The sequence below is a fragment of the Spirosoma pulveris genome, from assembly GCF_054781875.1.
Map to the genome: position 1 here is coordinate 122,335 of NZ_BAAGTO010000005.1, position 21,199 is coordinate 143,533.

Genomic DNA, 21,199 nt, shown 5'->3' on the forward strand with positions numbered 1-21,199 from the left:
ACAACTCCACGACTCTTTACATACATTAACCGTTATGACACATCCACCCCGCTGGGCTAAATATTTGATTCGGTGGTTCTACGCTCCCCATCGCGTGGATGAGCTGGAAGACGATCTGGATGAATTATTCCAGCATCGAGTCAATCAGTTGGGGTTGCCAAAAGCCCGCTGGCGCTATGTGAAGGATGTACTGAGCCTAATGCGGCCCAGCCTAATGCGGCCCAGCCTGATGCGGCCTTCCTTGATGAAACGACAAAAACCTATCAGTGAACACACTCAACCTCTTTTTGTAAGCCCCGTTATGCTACGCAATTATGTTAAAATCGCCTGGCGAAACCTGATTCGCAACAAAGCCTTTTCAGGCATCAACCTTGCCGGACTGGCTCTGGGTATGATGAGTAGTCTGCTCATTTTGCTTTGGGTACAGGACGAACGTAAGGTGGATAACTTTCACGCCAATGGTAAATATCTGTACCAGATTTATGAACGGCAGCACTTCGACGGAAAAGTGTACGCCAGTTATTTCACCCAGGGTCCACTGGCCGATGAACTCAAGCGATCCATTCCCGAAGTACAATACGCCAGCAATCTGGAATGGCCTTACAGCACCACGTTTGAAGCGGGCGATAAAATAAACAAACTGAAAGGGACATTCGCCGGAGCCGACTTTTTCAAGATGTTCAGTTATCCCTTTTTGCAGGGAACGGCCGCTACTGCCCTGAGCCGTCCGGGCGGTATTGCTATTTCGCGCAACATGGCCGAGCAGTTTTTTGGCAGCTCCGAAAAAGCCATTGGCCAGTCAATTCGATACGAAAACAAAGAAGATTTACAGATAACCGCCGTGTTCGAAAACATACCCGCCAACTCGTCGGTGCAGTTCGACTACCTGCGGCCCTGGGCCGATTTGCTTAAAGATAACGAATGGGCAAAAACCTGGACCAGCACCGATCCCGTCACCTATGTACAGCTCCGCCCCGAGGCAGCGGGTCAACCCGCCGATGCGGCTCGCGTAGAAGCGAAGATCAAAAATTTCATTTATAACTATATTCCAAAAACGAAAGGATTTCTGGTCGAACTGGGCTTACAGCCTTACCCTGAGAAGTACCTCCATTCGACCTTTAGAAATGGGTATCTGGATGGCGGCCGGATCGAGTATGTGCGATTATTCAGTATCGTCGCCATTTTTATTTTGCTCATTGCCTGCATCAACTTTATGAACCTCAGCACGGCCCGTTCGGCACAACGCGCCAAAGAAGTAGGCGTTCGGAAAGTGGTCGGCGCGGCCCGTTCAGCGTTGATGGGCCAGTTTGTGGGTGAGGCCATGCTACTCACTATGATTGCTCTGGGTATGGCGTTGGCGTTGGTAGCGGCTTTGTTGCCGGCATTCAATAGCCTGACGGGTAAAACGCTGGCTCTGCCCGTCAATGACCCTGTTTTCTGGGCTAGTTTGCTGGGACTGCTCCTGCTGACCGGCTTCGTGGCGGGTAGTTATCCGGCGTTGTTCCTATCCTCGCTCAACCCGACTCGGGTGCTAAAAAGTCGTCTCCGGTTTAGTTCGGGAGCCACTTTTTTTCGGAAAAGTCTGGTTGTGTTTCAGTTTGGTTTATCGATTCTACTGATTGTCGGCACGATCGTTATCTACCGCCAGATGAACTATGTGCAGACGGCAAACCTGGGCTTCAACCGCGAAAACCTGCTTTATATTCCCCTCGAAGGCGATCTGACGCAGAAGTACGACCTCTTCAAAGAAGAAGCGGGCAAGGTGGCCGGTGTGGCGACCGTATCCCGCATGAGCGAGGCTCCAACCGGAATCGGTCACCATGTCGACGATATTAGCTGGTCGGGGAAAGACCCTAATTTGAGAACGGCTTTCGCCAATACGGCCGTTGGCTACGACTTTGTCAAGACGCTGAATCTTCAGTTAAAGGAAGGCCGTGATTTTTCCAGAGACTATGGTACCGACTCCCTGAGCTTTCTAATTAACGAAACGGCACTGGCTAAAATCGGGTATCAAAACCCCATTGGCAAGTCTCTGAACTGGGGGCGCTACCACGGTCAAATCATCGGCGTCCTGAAAGATTTTCATTTCAACTCCATGCGGCAGGCCATCGAGCCCCTGATCATCCGACTGGACCCAAAACCCCGCTGGGGAACGATCCTGATCCGCACCGAAGCGGACAAAACGAAAGAAGCCATTACGAACCTGGAAAAGCTCTGCAAGGAATTAAATCCCAAAACGCCTTTTTCGTACCAGTTCTCCGACCAGGAATATGCGAACCTCTATCGTAGCGAGCAGGTCGTTAGCCAGTTGGCAAACTACTTTGCTTTACTGGCCATGCTCATTTCCTGCCTGGGTCTGTTTGGGCTGGCCACCTTCACAGCCGAGCAGCGTACCAAAGAAATCGGGGTGCGCAAAGTACTGGGGGCTTCGGTTACCAGCGTCGTCACCCTGCTCTCAACCGACTTCCTGAAGCTGGTTCTGATTGCCATTCTTCTGGCCTCTCCCCTGGCATGGTGGGTCATGCGACAATGGTTGCAGGGTTTTATATACAAGATTGATATTGAGTGGTGGGTATTCGTTCTGGCAGGGTTTCTGGCCGTTGGCATAGCCTTACTGACCATCAGTTTTCAGAGTATCAAAGCCGCGTTGATGAACCCGGCGAAAAGTTTGCGATCCGAGTAGAGCCGCAACCCTTTGCGCCCCCTCATGCGTCAGCTATAATATCCCTAAAAACTATCCATCCGGGGAATGAGCCGCAAAGGGTTGCGGCTCTACTCGCAAGCAACGAAACATAATTTCCGGTGTCATTGAGAAAATTACGTCCTCAACCGCTGGAAACCATGTTCCGGAACTACCTCAAAATCGCCTGGCGCAATATTGCCAAGAGTAAAACCTTTTCCTTTATTAATGTGCTGGGCCTGGCGCTGGGCATGACCAGCAGCCTCCTGATATTGCTCTGGGTACAGGACGAGCGAAACATCGACCAGTTTCACGCCAATGGACCACGCATCTATCAGGTGATGGAAAACCAGCAATGGACGGGCAACGATATCAGCACAACACCTTCCACACCCGGTCCACTGGCAGCAGCCCTCACGGCAGAACTGCCCGGTATTGAACGAAGTGTTAAGGTGACTTGGGAGGAGGAACACCTGCTGTCGGTAGGAGACAAGGCCTATAAAGAAAAAGGGCGCTTTTCGAGCCCCGATCTGTTTCAGATATTCTCCTTCCCGCTGGTGCAGGGCGACGCAAAAACAGCGCTTGTCGGGCCATCGTCCATTGTCATTTCTGAAAAAGCCGCCAACAAGCTTTTCGGTCGGACCGATGTGCTGGGCCGGATGGTCCGGGTCGATAACAAAGAGGACCATCAGGTAACGGGTGTTGTGCAGAACATCCCCGAAACATCGTCGCTTAAATTTGACTTTGTGCTACCTGAAGCACCCTACGAAAAAGAAAACAAGTGGCTCGAAGGGTGGGATAACAACGGCATTCGTACCTACGCCCTGCTGCACCCAACGGCCGATGTGAACGCTCTGAACGCCAAAATCCTGAACTTTATCAAGAAGCACGACAAGAACGTGACCACCATCACGACGTTCCTGTTTCCGTACGAAAAGGCGTATCTGCAATCGAAGTTCACCAATGGCAAGCCCGATGGCGGCCGGATCGAATATGTGCGGTTGTTTACCATTGTGGCCATCTTCCTGCTCATCATTGCCTGCATCAACTTCATGAATCTGGCCACGGCCCGCTCGGCCAAACGGGCCAAGGAAGTCGGTATCCGGAAAGTTGTGGGGGCCGAACGCTCCTACCTGGCAGGGCAGTTCGTTGGCGAAGCCGTATTAACGGCCCTCTTCTCGCTGCTGATCGCCATTATGCTGGTACAGGTCCTGCTCTCCAGCTTTAACACCCTGACCGAAAAACACATTGCCATTCAGTACGCAAACCCCCTATACTGGCTAACCCTGCTGGGATTAGCCCTGCTGACCGGCCTCGTTTCGGGCAGTTACCCAGCCTTATTTCTGTCGTCGCTGCAGCCGGTAAAAGTGCTGAAAGGAACATTACGGTTTAAATCCGGCGCTGTGTTGTTCCGGCAGGGGCTGGTTGTTTTTCAATTTTCGCTATCGCTGCTCCTGATTATCGGTACGCTCATCGCCGGTCGGCAGGTCGACTACATCCGAACGAAAAACCTGGGCCTCGACCGCGAAAACGTGGTGTATATGGACCTGGAAGGTGATCTCCCCAAACGATTCGACACTTTCCGCGAGCAGCTACTGCAAGCACCGGGCATTCAATCGGTGTCTTCGGCGGGCAATGACCCGATGCAGATCGGCAGTTCGACCACCGGTGTCGAATGGAAAGGCAAACCAGAAGGCGACAAGACCCTTTTCAACCAACTGCCCATCAGCTATGATTTTGTTAAGACCATGAAGATCAAACTGCTCGATGGCCGCGACTTTTCAAAAGACATCATCACCGACAGTACCAACTACATCGTAAATGAAGAAGCCGCCAGGCGCATGGGAATGAAACAGGCCGTGGGGCAGGATTTGAAATTCTGGGGGAAATCGGGAAAAGTGATCGGCCTGATCAAGAACTTCCACATCAACTCCTTACGCGTTGCCATCGAGCCGCTCATTCTGCGACTCGACTCGACCAATACGGTGTTACTGGTGCGTACCCATCCTGGTCAGACCGAGAAGGCACTAAAGAGCATGGAACGGCTGGCCAAACAGTTCAACCCCGCCTATCCATTCGATTATAAATTTGCCGACGAAAGTTTCAGGGAGCAGTACAAAAGCGAAACGCTGGTGGGCACGCTGGCCAACGCCTTTGCCGTAATCGCCATTTTCATTGCCTGCCTGGGCCTGTTTGGCTTGGCGATGTTCACAGCCGAACAGCGCACCAAAGAAATCGGAGTTCGCAAAGTACTGGGGGCATCGGTACCTAACATCGTTGTCCTGCTCTCGAAAGACTTTCTGAAGTTGGTTATGATTTCCATTCTGATTGCCTCGCCCCTGGCATGGTGGGCCATGCACCAGTGGCTCAAAGATTTCGCTTACCGAATCGACATTGAGTGGTGGGTGTTTGTGATGGCGGGGCTGCTGGCTATCGGCATTGCCCAACTGACGGTTAGTTTCCAGAGTATTAAAGCCGCTTTGATGAACCCGGTAAAGAGTTTGCGAAGCGCGGAGTGAACCAGCAAAACCATAGAAAAATGCCAACACATGCAGTATGTGTTGGCATTGGCTTTTACGGGTCTACGTGAGATCAACAATTGCAGGCATCAAATTCTTAACTAAGACTGATTTAATGGGCAAGCTGATAAAAACCTACGCTAGCCGGACTCCGGAAAACTTTGCCGCACCGATGCCTGCAAAATGTGTATTTTTGACAAATCACGCACAACAACTTAGCCCTTATAACCCCAGATTCATGAACGTTGGACTAACCCTTCTTGCCCTAACGACTGTGCTAACTTCTTTTACTTCAGGTGTTAATTTAGCTAAGACGCCCGGCCCCAATCCGTTTTCCAGCGCCTACACCACGCCATTTGGTGTGCCGCCCTTTGATCTGATCAAACCCGAGCATTTTGAACCGGCCATCGAAGAAGGCATACGACAACAAACGGCCGAAATCGAAACCATCACCAAACAGAAAGCGGCTCCCAGCTTTGCCAATACCATTGAAGCCCTGGAAGCCAGCGGAGATTTGCTCCAGCGGGTCAACACGGTGCTGGGTAATCTCAACGGAGCTAACACCAACGATCAGCTGCAGAAAATTGCCCAGACAGTAGCCCCGAAGCTTGCCAAACACAACGATGACATTATGCTCAACCCGGCCTTATTTGGGCGGGTAAAATCTGTTTACGACAGTCGCGCCAAACTGAAGCTTTCCGGCGATCAGCAGCGTTTGCTCGAAAAGATGTATAAGAATTTTGTACGCAACGGAGCCGCCCTGACCGCTGATAAACAGAACCGTCTGCGGCAGATCAACGGCGAAGTTTCGGTACTGACGCTGAAATTCGGGCAGAACCTCCTCGCCGAAAACAATGCGTACACACTGGTCATCGACAAAGCCGACGACCTGAGCGGGCTGCCAGCCTCGGTCGTAGCCGCTGCCGCCGAAGAAGCGAAAAAGCGAAAACTGACGGGCAGTAAGTGGGTCTTCACACTCCAGAACCCGAGCATCATGCCGTTTCTGCAATATGCCGACAACCGGGCCCTGCGTGAGCAACTTTTAAAGGCGTATCTCGAACGGGGCAACCACAACGACGAACACGACAACAAGGCGATCATGGCCAAAATGGTGTCGCTTCGGGCCGAAAAAGCGCAGTTGCTGGGGTACGATAACCACGCGGCTTATGTCCTTGAAGAAAGTATGGCTCAAACGCCCGACAAGGTAGCCCAGTTACTGAATCAGCTCTGGTCGGCAACGGTGCCCGTAGCGAAACAGGAAGCCGCCGAATTGCAGGCTATGATGGATAAAGATGCTAATCTAAGCCGCAATGGTAACCCCCAACTGGCGAGTTGGGACTGGCGCTATTATGCCGAGAAGCTGCGTAAAGAAAAATTTGCGCTCGATGAGCAGGAACTTCGCCCCTATTTTTCGCTGGAAAGTGTACGGGAGGGCATCTTCATGCTAACCAACCGACTGTATGGCCTGCGTTTCGAACGCCGGACCGATATTCCGGTCTACCACGAAGAAGCCATGGCCTACGAGGTTAAAGAATCCGACGGACGACATATCGGGATTATCTACATGGATTTTTTCCCCCGGGCCAGCAAACGCGGGGGGGCCTGGATGACCAGCTACCGGCGTCAGGAAGTAGACAATGGCAAGAAAATAGCACCCGTTGTATCTATCGTCTGCAACTTTTCGAAGCCAACCGGCGACGCCCCCGCCCTACTCACCCTGAACGAAACCAGCACCTTTTTCCACGAATTTGGTCATGCGCTGCACGGGCTGCTGTCCAACGTACACTACGGTAGCCAGTCGGGGACATCGGTACCACGCGATTTTGTCGAACTCCCATCGCAGATCATGGAAAACTGGGCTGTAGAGCCGGAAATGCTCCGGCTGTTTGGCAAACACTACAAGACTGGAGCCGTCATTCCCGACGCGCTGGTCGACAAGATCAAGCGGAGCAGCCTGTTCAATCAGGGTTTCGAGACGAGTGAGTATCTGGCCGCTTCGTTGCTCGACATGGCCTACCACACACTAAAACCGGACCAGACACCGACGGATGTGCTGGCCTTCGAGAAACAGGCCATGGATAAAATTGGTCTGATCGATCAGATTCCACCGCGCTACCGCAGTACCTACTTCCAGCATATCTTCTCGGGTGGTTACTCGGCTGGCTACTACAGCTACATCTGGTCGGCGGTACTCGATGCAGATGCCTTCGAGGTGTTCAAGCAAAAGGGGCTATTCGATGCCAAATCGGCCCAGTCGTTCCGCAAAAACGTGCTTGAAAAGGGCGGCACCGAGGACCCCATGACACTCTATCGAAAATTCCGGGGTGCTGAACCCGACATCAAGCCGCTCCTCCGCCGACGTGGGTTGATGAAGGATGTATAGTTCCTGGACACGTCTGTGTCAACTAAAGCAATCCTGTAATCCGTTTAGCAAGCCAGTTCGACCCCTCGGACTGGCTTGTCCGTTTTAGCACCATCTGCTGTCCAGAAACGGACACTTGACTTTACCTTCATACGGCAATTACTTCGATTCTGATCAATCAAAGCACTTTTGAGGAGCTGGCACCGCATTTGTCCGGCATTATCGTATAAAATCAACCGGGTATGAAACGAACCTTTTTGGGAGAGTTTGAAGAAGTGGTCTTGCTAACGGTGGCGGTTCTGGGCAACGAGGCTTACGGCGTAACGGTCACGCAGGAGATCGAGCAGCGGACCGGGCGGACCGTTGGCTTCAGTACCGTTCATACGACCCTGCAACGCCTGGCCGAAAAAGGATATCTATCCTCCGAAATGGGTGGCGCTACTGCCGAGCGGGGTGGACGACGAAAGCGTTTTTTCAGCGTTACGGCTGCCGGACGCAGGGCACTACAGGAAGTAAAACAAGTTCGGGAGGAGCTGTGGAGCGCCCTGCCTCCGCAAATGCTGCAACTTATGGGTGGGTAAAATACTATTGAATGTATAATGAATAATGCACAATTACCTGTAAATCAGCGATATCCTTTTACATTCATTACCTATTTTACATTAAGCACAATGAAACCGAACCATCGGACCCCGCCACGCTGGGCACAGAAGCTCCTTAATGCTTTCGGCCACCCCGATACGCGAGAGGAAGTGCAGGGCGACCTGCTCGAACTCTACGACTACTGGCTGCAGACGGTGGGCGAACGACGAGCCCGCTGGCGGTACACGCTCAGTGCGCTGAAATTACTGCGGCCATTGGCCAGATCGAAAGCACAGACTTATTCACCACTCTTTAGCCTACACCCCGACATGCTGCGTAATTACTTAAAAATTGCCACCCGAAACCTTATCAAGAACAGGGTGTATTCTGCTATCAATATTGGCGGACTGGCGTTGGGCATGGCTTGCTGCCTGCTCATTGCTCTATATGTCTACGACGAACTGAATTACGACCGCTTCAATGCGAATTTCGCGCACATTTATCGGGTTACCGAACGGCAAACACAGTCCGAAGGTATTTTCGATGTAGCCGTTACGCCGGGCCCGCTGGCGGCTGCCCTCCAAAAAGATTTTCCTGAAGTACAGCGCACTACCCGCATTGGCCAGTGGCACGGTCTGTTAACCAAAGGGCGACAATCCATTGAACCTGAGCAGTTTCTGATCGTTGATCCGGACTTTTTCAGCCTGTTCAGTTATCCGCTCAGTATGGGCGATACGAACACCATCTTTCGTGGGCCCAATGAAGTGATCTTCAGCGAAGCAGCCGCCGAACGATTTTTTGGTGCCGATTGGCGGCAGAAAAATGTGCTTGGGCAATCCATAAACTTCAATAATGATCAGGTACTCAAACTGGTGGGTGTCGCCAAAAACCCGCCTGTTCAGTCGCACATACAGTTTGATGTGCTGATTCCGTTCAAGTGGCTTGAACGGAATGACGACTGGAGTATGAAATGGAGCAGCAACAGCTACCATACCTATCTCCAATTGCGGCCGGATATATCCGGAAAAGCCGTCGATCCAACTGCTTTTGCGGATAAACTACGGGGACAACTCAAGCAGTATCATTCGGGCAATGAAACGCCCCTGTTGCTACAACCGCTGTCCGATATTTACCTGTATTCCAAATTTGCCTTTGGCACCGATCACGGCAAACGCAGCGACATTACTTACATACGAATTTTCGTAGCGGTTGGCCTGATCGTGCTGCTCATTGCGGTCATTAACTTCATCAATCTGGCCACGGCGCGAGCGTCGCAGCGGGCCAAAGAAGTGGGTGTTCGGAAAAGCATAGGGGCACAGCGGTCGAGTTTGGTCACGCAGTTTCTAAGCGAGGCCTTATTAATGACAACCTTAGCCACGCTGGTTGCTCTATTACTGGCCGAACTGCTCCTGCCTGTATTTAATAAACTGACCGAGAAAAACATGTCGATTCCCTACCAGATGCCCGCTTTCTGGCTGGTCATTGCTGGACTGACCGGCGTAGTCAGCTTACTGACCGGACTTTACCCGGCTTTTTTCCTCTCGTCGTTCCGGCCCGTCACGGTGTTGAAAACTGGCGTTGCAGGCTACTTTTCCAATGGTCGAACGGGACGGAGCTTCCGGCAGTCGCTGGTGGTGGGCCAGTTCGTACTCTCTATTGCGCTCGCGATCAGCACGGTGGTGATCTATCGGCAACTGGCTTTTTTACAGAGTACCAAATTAGGATTCGATAAATCGCAATTACTGCATGTGCAGCTCAAAGGTGATTTGAGACAGAACGCACAGCGATTCAAGACAGACGTATCGCAATTGCCGGGGGTAGCTCAGGCATCCATGACCACGAGCAACTTGGTCGATATGCAAAACAGTTCAACGATTGAATGGGAAGGTCAGACACCCAAAGATGAATTTTTGATTACCCAGATGAACGTGGACGCTGATTTTATCAAAACAACGGGCATGTCGATGGCTGCTGGCCGCAATTTTTCCGCTCAGATTACCAGCGATACCTTATCGCAATCGGGCACCTACCTAATCAACGAAACAGCGGCCAAACGCATGGGCTGGACGCCCGCCAGCGCTCTGGGAAAAAAGGTCAAGTTCTGGGGTACAGACGGCACCATCATCGGCGTCGTCAAAGACTTCCACTTCCGGCCATTGCACGTCAGTATTGAACCCTTCATTCTCCGGTTCCGACCGAAAGAGTTCTATTTTGACTTATTGGTAAAAACAAAGCCCGGCATGGTTGCCAGTACCTTGCCCGCTATAACAGCCGTTTACAAGAAAATGAATCCGAGCTACCCGATTTCGTATGGCTTCGTCGATCAGGACTTAGACAGACAATATCGATCAGAGCAACGAATTGGCCAGATCATTCTCTACTTTGCCATCCTGACAATTCTGGTTTCCTGTCTGGGTTTGTTTGGGCTGACGGCGTTCACGGCGGAGCAGCGCACAAAGGAAATAGGCATCCGAAAAGTGCTGGGAGCCTCCGTTGCCAGTATCGTAACCCTGCTCTCGAAAGATTTTCTGAAACTGGTACTGATTGCGCTTGTCATTGCCTCGCCCATTGCCTGGTATGCGATGAACCGCTGGCTGCAAAGCTTTGCCTACAAAACCGAGTTTGAATGGTGGATGCCCGCTCTGGCTGGTTTGATAGCCATTTGCATTGCCCTGCTAACGATCAGTTTTCAGAGCATCAAAGCCGCCGTCTCGAATCCGGTGAAAAGTTTACGAAACGAGTAGTCATGTCGTGTCTGGCGACCCGACCGGGTGATTAGCTGAGTTAAACTAATCAACTGACCGGGTCGCCAGACACTATAAATCAGTTCTGCCGTTCGCCGAAACTGTAGCATAGCTCATCGGGCGCTACGATGAACAGGACTTTCCAGCGAACATCGCCAAACTGCTGCTGCTGAAAGTCGGGACTGATCTTGTCAAAGCCCGTTGCCCTAAGTTCTGCCAATATCATTTCGACATCATCGACCTCAAAGAAGCATCCGTCCTGCTGAGGGTCACCGCCGTTTTCGGTCAGCCCGATCTGAATACCATCCCGCTCAAGAATAGCCGAAGCCTGGGGTGTTTCGCAACATGAAAGCACCCGAAACCCAAGGATGGTCTCGTAAAAAGGCAGAGCATTTTTCAGATTGGCAACGGGTAAGTTCATTCGGTCCTGCTGGTAGGGCCAGGCATTTTTCAGAATGGCTTTGGTGGATGGCATAGGTCGGATTGATTAAGGTTTTATTCGATCGGTCACAAGATTACGAGCGTGAGAACGTAATCTTTTTACGCTCTTACGGAGCTTCAACAGAAAAATAGGAGGGTTTAGAGGGAGTATTGAAACCTACCGTCAATACCCCGCAAAGCAGTCTGCGCTGTTCGCTCTACAAACTCTTTACAGGATTTCACTAAGTTTACCGTCAACAAAAGCCCAACAGAATTATTTTTCTCTCTGTCGCTACCCCGAATTTATGAAAATTAGCTCATTCATTTTGTTACCATTGGCCCTTGGGTTGTCGTGTGCCATCAATCTGGGCGTTCATTCTTCTCAATCATCTCCTTATGAAACGCCCGCTACCCGATCGGTACAAGCTAAAAAAATAATTACCGGGGCCGATCAGGTGGCGGCTTATCTGCCCTATCTGAAAGGTAAACGTATTGGCATGGTTGTTAACCAGACATCCATCATCGGCAATAAACCCAGCGTCGACAGTTTGGTTAGCCTGGGCGTGAACATCGTCTCGATCTTCGGACCGGAACATGGTTTTCGGGGCAATGCCAGCAACGGGGCCAAAGTCGACGATGCGGTCGATGCCAAAACAGGCATACCGGTCGTTTCGTTGTACGGCAAGAACAAGAAACCATCCAAAGAGCAACTGGCGAATATCGACCTGATGATCTTTGATATTCAGGATGTGGGTTGCCGGTTTTACACCTACATCAACACGCTCAACCACGTGATGGAGGCCTGTGCCGAGAACAATAAAGAGCTGATGATTCTGGACCGTCCCAACCCAAATGGCTTCATCGTAGACGGCCCTATTCTGGAGGCTCATCTGTACTCGGGGATTGGTATGCACCCCATTCCCATAACACATGGCTGCACGATTGCCGAATTTGCCCAGATGATCAATGGCGAAGGTTGGGGGGGCGTTGCCAAAACGAATCCATGCAAACTGAAGATCATCAAGCTGGCCAACTACACGCACGACACGCCCTACACGTTGCCCATACTGCCCTCCCCTAATCTGAACACGCAGCAGTCAATTTTACTGTATCCCAGCCTTTGCTGGTTCGAAGGAACGATCATTAGTCAGGGCCGGGGAACCTACATGCCGTTTACCGTTTTGGGCGCCCCTGCGCTGAAAGGCAAGTATGCCTTCTCCTTCAAACCCGTGAGCCTGAAAGGCATGAGCGAAACCCCGCTGCATCAGGATGAGGATTGTTATGGGCTCGATCTTCGAAACTACGATACCAACCAGCTGCGCAAAACAAAACAGCTCAATCTGAAATGGCTGATGGAGTTATACAAGGCCTATCCCGACAAAGCCCGTTTCTTCGATACGAGTTATAGTAAACAAATGGGCAATTTCAACTACCGGAGCGGTAACGAAGCGCTTAAAAAACAAATTATTGCAGGCGTTTCCGAAAAAGAAATCCGCCAAAGCTGGGAGCCGGGCCTGTCGGCTTACAAGCAAATGCGGAAGAAGTATTTGATGTATCAGTAACTATGTAGTGCCGAGCGTCGGCCCGGCGACCGTCCTGGTCGGTACTACATGCTATTAGCAAAATGCCCCCGAGACCAAATACTCTAATTAAGCTAAAAAGCGTACTTAATCCTGATTTTACCTTGCAAATCTAACGCGCTATGTTAGATTTGCAAGGATGGTTCAGAGAACGGCACAAACGGAGATAGCACAGCTACTGGAAGAATTTCCGGCAGTTGGCGTTTTGGGACCCCGGCAGGTTGGTAAAACAACACTGGCAGAAACAATTGCAGCCTCCTTCAGTCCGGACCCTATCTATCTGGACCTCGAAAGCCCCACCGACCGGGCAAAATTAAGAGACCCCGAAGCGTATTTCGAACTTAATAACGGGCGGCTTATCATTCTGGACGAAATACAGCGTGTACCCGAACTGTTTTCAATTCTGCGAGGAGTGATCGACCAGCGACGCCGAAAAGGCTTCCGAACGGGTCAGTTTCTGATTTTAGGCTCCGCATCACTGGATTTACTGAAGCAGTCGTCCGAATCGCTGGCTGGTCGCATAGCCTACAAAGAACTGTCGGGTCTAACAGTCCCTGAACTGCCGATTCAAACGTCAGCAGAACAAGACAAGCTCTGGCTCAGAGGTGGATTTCCGGATAGCTTTCTGGCTCAACAGGATACTTCCAGTCTGCGTTGGCGATTAAACTTCATCAGCACCTATCTGGAACGGGACGTTCCGCTACTGGGACCCCGTATCCCCGCCGTGACCTTACGCCGACTCTGGACTATGCTAGCTCACAACCAGGGAGGGCAGCTAAATATAACCCAGTTAGGCGGTAACCTCGACATTTCAGATCCAACAGCGAAGCGATACATCGAACTACTGGACGATCTGTTGCTCATCCGCACACTGCGGCCGTGGTCGGGCAATGTGGGCAAACGGTTGGTTAAATCACCCAAAGTCTACATTCGGGATAGTGGACTGACTCACGCCTTGCTAAATATACCTTCGCTGGACGACCTGCTGGGGCATCCCGTTGTTGGCGCCAGTTGGGAAGGGTTCGTTATCGAAAACCTATTGTCCTGCTTACCAATCGGCGTAACGCCCTGGTTTTACCGGACGGCTGCAGGTGCAGAAATTGACCTGGTGCTTGAACAGGGTACAACGCAGCGTTATGCCATTGAGATCAAACGCTCGCTGGCACCATCGCTGTCAAAAGGTTTTTACCTGGGTTGCGAAGACATTGGTGCTACCAAACGGTTTCTCGTCTACCCAGGCAAAGAGTCCTATCCTATTGCCAACGGTGTAACGGTTATATCGCTGAGTGACATGATGCAGGAGTTAGGAAAGTAAAGGACGAGCTCTTATTTTGGCTCCTGTCCGCCGGTAGCTAGTCGGCCTTCACTGCGTAACTCAACGCAACCAAAACTAACAGCAAGGCCAATGCACCGAAAGCAGTTGACAGAGAAAACTGTTGAGCAATAAAACCCAGCGCAGCCGGCCCAGCCAGCATACCGGTGTACCCAATGGTGGTAATAGCTGGCAGGCTAACACTCGGGGCAATACCCGGTAATCTTCCGGCTTCGCTAAAAAAGATAGGCACAATATTAGCCGCCCCTAAACCTAATAGTACAAAGCCAACTAATACACCCGCTACCCACGGGCTCAAAATAGCCATGCTTAATCCAACGGCACCGAGCAGACTGCCAGTTACCACAACCGTTTTGCCGTTCAAACGTGCCACAAGTTTATCCCCTACTAAACGCATGATCGCCATGGCGATAGAAAAGGCCGCATAGCCTGCCCCCGAAAACTCGGAGTCGATCCCTTTGGTATCGCGCAAAAAGATAGCACTCCAGTCGAGAATAGCGCCTTCGGCCAGAAACACGGCAAAGCACATAAACCCCAGGAACAAGACCTTTCCGTTTAACCAGCTATACTGCGGATTACCCTCAACAGCCTTTTCAGGCGCAGAATAAAGAGCAATAGCCTGTCGCTCAGTAGATAGCGGAAACAAGTAGTTGTATTGAGTGAGTGTAATACTGATTATCAGGATGGCAATACTGACAATGGCATAGACCGGATTAATCCCCAGCTTAATTAGAAAGCCCAGCCCCATTGAACCAAATAAGCCACCCACGCTGAACAGTCCATGAAAAGAGGACATAATGGGTTTACCATACAAATTTTGTACTTGTACGCCATGCGCATTCATGGCTACGTCGATCGAGCCAATGCTTGACCCGAAAACAAACAGGGCGACCGACATGGCAGCCACGGAGGGCAGAATAAGCAGCAACGGCAGCGTAAGCGCCATGACAAAAGCCGCCGAGGCCATGACGATCCGGCTGCCAAAGCGGCTCACCAGCCAACCCGAAGCAGGCATCATGAGCATGGCCCCACCGCCCAGCAAAAGGAGCAACAGGCCCAGACTGGCGTCATTCAACCCTAAGCGGTCTTTGGCAAAAGGAACCATAGGCGCCCAACTGGCCATACCCAGGCCGCAGACCAGAAAAATTAACCGGGTGGCCACACGTGCCTTCAACACATGCCCAGAAGGGATCACAACATTCATAACGCAAGCAGACTAAACGGTTAGAGAGCAATGACCGAGTTTCAACTACATTTACCTAAACTGGTAGACTTTGGGCAAACCTACTCGATTTTCGATTTAGTCTCCACATACAAATCCCTGATTTAGGGAAATAGCTTTCGGCTATCGCAGCAATTTTACGGATGTATTATCGAGATGGCAGTTAAAGAGCTTACTATCCCGAATGCAATTCTCACCCTCCGAAACTAAGACCCCGTCAATTTGCGTTCGTATCTTTGCATGTCGTTTCAGAAAGAAACAGACAGCATCACCTTAAAATCGCGGGGCTTTGAACCCCGGCGGATATGAGCAAACACGGACGAATTCTGGTCGCCATGAGTGGCGGCATCGACTCTTCGCTGGCAGCGGTCATGCTCCACGAAGAAGGCTACGAGGTCATTGGGATGACCATGAAAACCTGGGATTACGCATCTTCGGGTGGAACAAAAAAAGAAACGGGCTGCTGTAGTTTAGACAGTATCAACGACGCTCGCAACATTGCTGTTAGCCTCGGCTTTCCTCATTACATTCTGGACATTCGGGAAGAGTTCGGTGATGCCGTTATCGACCACTTTACGGGCGAATACCTCGAAGGGCGTACGCCGAACCCCTGCGTAATGTGCAACACCCACATTAAATGGGATGCCCTCCTGCGCCGGGCCGACCGGCTCGATTGTGAATCCATCGCTACGGGGCACTATGCGCATATTCGGGAAGAGAGCGGCCGGTTTGTCCTCTCCAAAGGTGTGGATACGCTGAAAGATCAGTCTTATGTACTGTGGGGTGTATCGCAAGAGAGTTTGAGCCGGACGAAACTGCCGCTGGGCCATCTGCGAAAATCCGAAATTCGCGACATGGCCACAGAGCGTGGGTTCATGGAACTGGTCACCAAATCGGAATCGTACGAAATCTGTTTCGTACCCGATAATGATTACCGGGGCTTCCTCAAACGGCGTATGCCAGGTCTGGAAGCCGAAGTAGCCGGGGGCAATTTTGTCATGGAAGGCACAGGTAAAGTACTGGGCAAGCATCAGGGTTATCCGTTCTACACCATCGGTCAGCGGAAAGGGCTGGGCATGGCGTTCGGTCAGCCGATGTTCGTCACCGAGATTCGAAAAGACACGAACGAAGTGGTGCTGGGCGTCGACAAAGACCTGTACCGTGATGGCATGATTGTCAGCAAACTGAACCTTCAGAAGTACGACCACCTGGCCGAACCCATGGAAACTGTTACGAAAGTGCGATATAAAGACCCCGGCACGGCGGCAACCATTTCGCAGACCGGCGATAAGGTCGAGGTACTCTTTAACGAAGGGGTATCGGCTATTGCGCCGGGTCAGGCGGCTGTTTTCTACGAAGGCGACGATGTAATTGGTGGCGGCTGGATCATGAAAAGCTTCCGTCAGGGCGACGAGTTCACGGCTCACGCACAAACTGCCGTAAGTAGTTTATAATACTCTTTGACTGAACGCGTTAGTACAGCGTGTGTGGAACTTCCAGAAGTTGTTCTACACACGCTGTACCCTTTTAGAGAGGATTCTCCATTAAAAATAAAAGTGTTTCTTTGTGAATAGTCTCTTTCAACAAAGCCCCTTCATGAAAAAACTTGTTCTACTTACTGGCCTACTGCTAACCTGTTCGTTTCATCTGTTTGCTCAAACGGCCGCTTCGACAGCGGCCCCCATCCTGCCCCCCAAAGGACACCCGAACTCAAGTGGTGCTGGCTGGAAACCCCTCTTTGCCAGCGACCTGTCTGATGCGGGCTATCCAAAAGGTATCTGGAGTTTCGATGACGGGGGCGTTCTGACGGCTACAGCCGATCAGGCCATTTGGACAGCCATTCCCTACGATGATTTTGTACTGGATCTGCTCTTCAAAACCGCCGATGGCACCAACAGTGGCGTTGTGGTTCACGCCAGCGATACAACGAACTGGATTCCCAACTCAGTCGAAATTCAGATTGCCGACGATTACGCAAAAAAATGGGCCGATTCGCCAACCAACTGGCAGTGTGGCGCTTTCTTCGGTCATCAGGCTGCGACGAAACAACAGGTGGTTAAAAAGCCCGACGAATGGAACCGATACACCATTACGTGTCAGGGCAAAATGATCTATGTGGTCCTCAACAACCAGTTGGTCAATACCATCGATCTCTCAAAATTCACCTCGGCAAAAACGAATCCCGATGGTTCCGAAGTACCATCCTGGCTCAACAAAGCTCCCGCTGAACTACCGCTCCGTGGTTACATCGGACTTCAGGGAAAACATGCTGGTGCACCGATCTATTTCCGAAATCTGAAGATCAAGACGTTGTAGCACGGACCAAAGTCCATACTGCATCTACAGAACCTAACGCCCCCCGGCGGTTGTTCTACCGGCATGCAAACTGACCCCGTAACCCGCCATAGTCCCGCTCTTCCCGAACTGCGCTTTTCGCTCAATCTGCTGTATGTAGGTCGACTGTTACTGGGCATGAAGGCATCGTCGATGCCCGTTGATGAGAGCCTCGACGCGTTTGATGAACGGATCGAACTTGTTACGGATGAATTGGTCGCGACGGAATTACTACACGAAGCCGCTGTTCTGGCCGGGGATGTTTTGAACGAAAACTCACCAAGTCAACCCAACGACGATACGGTTTAGGCTGCAATCTGCTTTCTTTGTAAGACTGTTATCGCTTTCGTTTATAAGTCAGATGCCATCCCTTCCCTAAATTCAACGCAGGGGGGTGCTCATAAATCAGACGCAAAGGGTTGCGTCTCTACACATGCCCGAAACAACTTCGCCCATTTTAGCCGCCCTATTCGACATGGACGGCGTCTTGGTTGACAATACCGATTTCCATGTCAATGCTTGGCTTCAGTTTGCCCAGAAACACGATCGACCGCTGACAAAAGAGCAGTACGTCGAGAATATTAACGGACGGGTATCAGCCGACGCAATGGCCTATGTTTTCCAACGGCCAATTACCCCCGGTGAGTTGGTCGTGCTTACTGAAGAAAAAGAAGCGATCTATCGGGAATTATACCGCCCGCATCTTCAGCCCGCACCGGGACTGCTGGTATTTTTGAGTGCCTTGCAGGCGGAGGGAATTAAGTTGGCGGTGGGCACATCGGCTCCGCAAAGCAATGTCCTGTTTACCCTGGATGGGCTTTCGCTGCGGCCTTATTTCAACACGGTTGTCGATTCTACCATGGTTAAGCACGGCAAGCCGGACCCCGAAATCTACCTCACCGCTGCCGACCGCGTCGGTGCTGCCCCAGCTCATAGCGTCGTCTTCGAAGATGCCTTCGCAGGTATCGAGTCGGGACTGCGGGCAGGCATGAAAGTGATCGCCCTGGCCACCACCCACACCCGCGAGGAACTCGCCAATACGGGTGCCTCACTGATTGTCGAAGACTTTACGGAACTGACCGTCGATGCGGTTCGTACCTTAATCGCCTAACACGTTTTACCTTTATGTTGGAGAATGTGCTGTGTCAAACCGACTCCTTCACTGTTCTTCCTACCCAATTCTGCATTCATCATTTTTATCCATGTCTCTGATTCCTGCCCAAGAGGGCTTTTTCTTTCCTGCCGAATGGCATCCGCACGTGGCCACCTGGCTCAGCTGGCCCCATACCGAAGCCTCTTGGACTAAAGAGCGGCAAGAGTTGATGTTCCCCGCCTATATCGACTTTATCAAGGCCATCGCCGAAAGCGAGCAGGTGTGCATTAACGCCCACAATGATATTGTGATTCAGGCAGCTAAACTGCGGCTGTTAGCGGCTGGTGCTGACATGAGCCGAATTACCCTCCTGCCCCACCCTACCAACGATTCCTGGTGCCGCGACCACGGCCCGGCCTTTCTGGTTAATCCAGAGAAAAACGAACGGATGATCGTCAACTGGGGCTACAATGCCTGGGGCGGCAAATACCCTCCCTACGACCGCGACGACCTGATTCCGGTTAACATTGCGCACTACCGGGGACTGGACTATGTGACACCGGGTATCATTATGGAAGGGGGTTCGGTGGAGTTTAACGGTGCCGGAACTGTACTCACCAGCCGTGCCTGTCTGCTCAACCAGAACCGCAACGCTCATCTGACACAAGCGAACATCGAGAAATACCTGTGCGATTATTACGGCGTTCAGCAGGTGCTTTGGGTGGAAGAAGGCATTGTGGGCGATGATACCGATGGCCACATTGACGACACCGTCCGATTTGTGAATGAAGACACCGTCATTGCGGCTTATGAGCCGAACAAAAACGACGCGAACTATCCGTTCCTGCAGGAAATCCATCACGAACTGAAGCAGATGCGTTTGCTGAATGGCAAGCAACTGAACATCGTTGAGCTGCCCATGCCCGATCCGGTTGAGAGTGATGGCCTACGACTTCCGGCCTCCTACGCCAATTTCCTGATTACGAATGGCGCGGTAATCGTACCCACGTTCCGATGCAATAAGGATCAGCAGGCGCTGGACATTATAGGCACGTGCTTCCCCGACCGCAAAATTGTCGGCATCGACTCAACGGACATCGTTTGGGGTCTTGGTAGTTTCCACTGCCTGAGCCAGCAGGAGCCAACTGTTTAGATGTATGATGTATTTACCAACATACAGCCTACATCATACAGCCTATATCATACATCCTACACTCTACATCCCAAAAACGTGTACGACAACAAAACCTTCCGATCCGTAACTAACACCAACAATGGTGAAGTAAGCAGTGAAACGCTTTTTCACTACCACCAGCAGGACAAACTTGTCTGGGCCGAGTATGCTGGCGGAAGTATTGTAAAAGGCTTTCTGATTGCGGTTGTTCAACCCGACAATAGCCTTGATATGCGGTATGAACACGTGAATACACAGGATGAGTTGATGACAGGTCGTTGTTTGTCGACACCCGAGTTATTGCCCGACGGCCGAATACGTCTGCATGAGCAGTGGCAATGGACCAGTGGCGATCAATCGTCGGGCCAATCGGTTATTGAAGAAATACCCGCCTGACCCGGAAAGAAGCCTTTCCGAAACAACAGCATCATGAGACTCTTTTTATTCCTCTTCATCCTGGTTCAGCTAACCGGTTGCGTACGCCAGCCGATGCTCACTGCCGAATTGATGCCCCGTTCGGTAAAAGCCATAAATCTGGAAGAGACCATCAGCCGACGCGATGAGTTGATGATGGCTTATTCCCTGACCAGCTACGACGCTCAAAATAAAGCGGTAGCCGTTGTGAATGGCGGTTGGGGTATAGAATCCATCCAGCAAGAGCAGCAACTGAATTTGCAAACGGCGGCTTCGGGCGAACATAGTCCGGCAAAACCAATTAGCCTGGCCCTCCCCAAAAACGGCCGGATCGTGGCTTCACTGGTACTGATCGAAGTGGATGATTATAGCCAGGCACGGCAAACGATGGCAAAAATCCAAAAGATCCATAACCTGATTGCGGTTCCGGCAGGCTTGCTACTGACGGCAACCGAAATGCTCACCCCGCTAAAATACGTGTCGGCAGGGCTGGTCGCCACGGGCGTTGGGCTTCAACTACTGGACAAACTGGATCAGGATGACCTCCTCGGCCAAAGCAGTGTTGAACTGCGCGAAGCCGATATACGAAAGAAAAAACAGCAATTTATCCGGGTACCCGCCATCTTTACAGGACAGAATCTGAAGGATTCGTTCGACTATCGGCTTGAGTACGACATTACCCTTAAGTCGGTGAAAATCCAGCCCGTACGCCAATAAGGTGATACGGACAACGTTGGGTATA

At 51.4% G+C, this 21,199-nt stretch carries 16 protein-coding genes; 14 read left to right on the top strand and 2 right to left on the bottom strand.

Annotated features, from left to right (window positions below):
- Nucleotides 1-34: 34 nt before the first annotated feature.
- From ACYVJM_RS18320 to ACYVJM_RS18340, 5 genes are all read left to right on the top strand, one after another.
- Entirely contained in the window at nucleotides 35-2,683 is a 2,649-nt protein-coding gene (locus tag ACYVJM_RS18320) for an ABC transporter permease (RefSeq protein ID WP_461149681.1), read from the top strand.
- Between the two features lie 158 nt (nucleotides 2,684-2,841).
- Nucleotides 2,842-5,199 carry an ABC transporter permease gene (locus ACYVJM_RS18325; RefSeq protein ID WP_461149964.1) on the top strand — a complete coding sequence of 786 codons (2,358 nt, stop codon included), beginning with the start codon at nucleotides 2,842-2,844 and terminating at the stop codon, nucleotides 5,197-5,199.
- 238 nt (nucleotides 5,200-5,437) lie between these two features.
- Nucleotides 5,438-7,582 (top strand): M3 family metallopeptidase, encoded by a 2,145-nt coding sequence (locus tag ACYVJM_RS18330; protein ID WP_461149682.1) that lies wholly within the window; start codon nucleotides 5,438-5,440, stop codon nucleotides 7,580-7,582.
- Between the two features lie 221 nt (nucleotides 7,583-7,803).
- Entirely contained in the window at nucleotides 7,804-8,142 is a 339-nt protein-coding gene (locus tag ACYVJM_RS18335; RefSeq protein WP_461149683.1) for a PadR family transcriptional regulator, read from the top strand.
- 90 nt (nucleotides 8,143-8,232) lie between these two features.
- On the top strand, nucleotides 8,233-10,887 hold the full coding sequence (locus ACYVJM_RS18340) for an ABC transporter permease (RefSeq protein WP_461149684.1): 2,655 nt from the start codon (nucleotides 8,233-8,235) through the stop codon (nucleotides 10,885-10,887).
- Between the two features lie 79 nt (nucleotides 10,888-10,966).
- Here the strand turns inward: ACYVJM_RS18340 and ACYVJM_RS18345 are convergent, their stop codons facing one another.
- A complete protein-coding gene (locus ACYVJM_RS18345; protein ID WP_461149685.1) occupies nucleotides 10,967-11,362 on the bottom strand; it encodes a VOC family protein in 396 nt (131 codons plus the stop codon).
- A 250-nt stretch (nucleotides 11,363-11,612) separates the two neighbouring features.
- On the opposite strand from ACYVJM_RS18345, the gene ACYVJM_RS18350 reads away from it, so the two are divergent.
- Entirely contained in the window at nucleotides 11,613-12,869 is a 1,257-nt protein-coding gene (locus ACYVJM_RS18350) for an exo-beta-N-acetylmuramidase NamZ family protein (protein WP_461149686.1), read from the top strand.
- Nucleotides 12,870-13,026: 157 nt separating this feature from the next.
- On the top strand, nucleotides 13,027-14,202 hold the full coding sequence (locus ACYVJM_RS18355) for an ATP-binding protein (protein WP_461149687.1): 1,176 nt from the start codon (nucleotides 13,027-13,029) through the stop codon (nucleotides 14,200-14,202).
- Nucleotides 14,203-14,239: 37 nt separating this feature from the next.
- Here the strand turns inward: ACYVJM_RS18355 and ACYVJM_RS18360 are convergent, their stop codons facing one another.
- A complete protein-coding gene (locus ACYVJM_RS18360; protein ID WP_461149688.1) occupies nucleotides 14,240-15,424 on the bottom strand; it encodes an MFS transporter in 1,185 nt (394 codons plus the stop codon).
- 323 nt (nucleotides 15,425-15,747) lie between these two features.
- On the opposite strand from ACYVJM_RS18360, the gene mnmA reads away from it, so the two are divergent.
- The 7 genes from mnmA to ACYVJM_RS18395 all read left to right on the top strand — a co-directional run bounded on the left by mnmA (nucleotide 15,748) and on the right by ACYVJM_RS18395 (nucleotide 21,174).
- Nucleotides 15,748-16,896, top strand: a complete 1,149-nt coding sequence (mnmA, locus tag ACYVJM_RS18365; RefSeq protein WP_461149689.1) for a tRNA 2-thiouridine(34) synthase MnmA — start codon at nucleotides 15,748-15,750, stop codon at nucleotides 16,894-16,896.
- Nucleotides 16,897-17,038: 142 nt separating this feature from the next.
- Complete coding sequence (locus ACYVJM_RS18370; protein ID WP_461149690.1) at nucleotides 17,039-17,758, top strand: 3-keto-disaccharide hydrolase; 720 nt, start codon at nucleotides 17,039-17,041, stop codon at nucleotides 17,756-17,758.
- A 63-nt stretch (nucleotides 17,759-17,821) separates the two neighbouring features.
- Nucleotides 17,822-18,085: a hypothetical protein gene (locus tag ACYVJM_RS18375; RefSeq protein ID WP_461149691.1), complete on the top strand. Its 264-nt coding sequence runs from the start codon at nucleotides 17,822-17,824 to the stop codon at nucleotides 18,083-18,085.
- 124 nt (nucleotides 18,086-18,209) lie between these two features.
- Nucleotides 18,210-18,887 carry an HAD family hydrolase gene (locus ACYVJM_RS18380; protein WP_461149692.1) on the top strand — a complete coding sequence of 226 codons (678 nt, stop codon included), beginning with the start codon at nucleotides 18,210-18,212 and terminating at the stop codon, nucleotides 18,885-18,887.
- 91 nt (nucleotides 18,888-18,978) lie between these two features.
- On the top strand, nucleotides 18,979-20,022 hold the full coding sequence (locus tag ACYVJM_RS18385; protein ID WP_461149693.1) for an agmatine deiminase family protein: 1,044 nt from the start codon (nucleotides 18,979-18,981) through the stop codon (nucleotides 20,020-20,022).
- A gap of 78 nt (nucleotides 20,023-20,100) precedes the next feature.
- Nucleotides 20,101-20,439, top strand: a complete 339-nt coding sequence (locus ACYVJM_RS18390) for a n-acetylglutamate synthase (protein WP_461149694.1) — start codon at nucleotides 20,101-20,103, stop codon at nucleotides 20,437-20,439.
- Between the two features lie 33 nt (nucleotides 20,440-20,472).
- The gene (locus ACYVJM_RS18395; protein ID WP_461149695.1) at nucleotides 20,473-21,174 is read left to right on the top strand and encodes a hypothetical protein; all 702 of its coding nucleotides are present in this window, start codon (nucleotides 20,473-20,475) and stop codon (nucleotides 21,172-21,174) included.
- The last annotated feature ends 25 nt before the right edge of the window (nucleotides 21,175-21,199 follow it).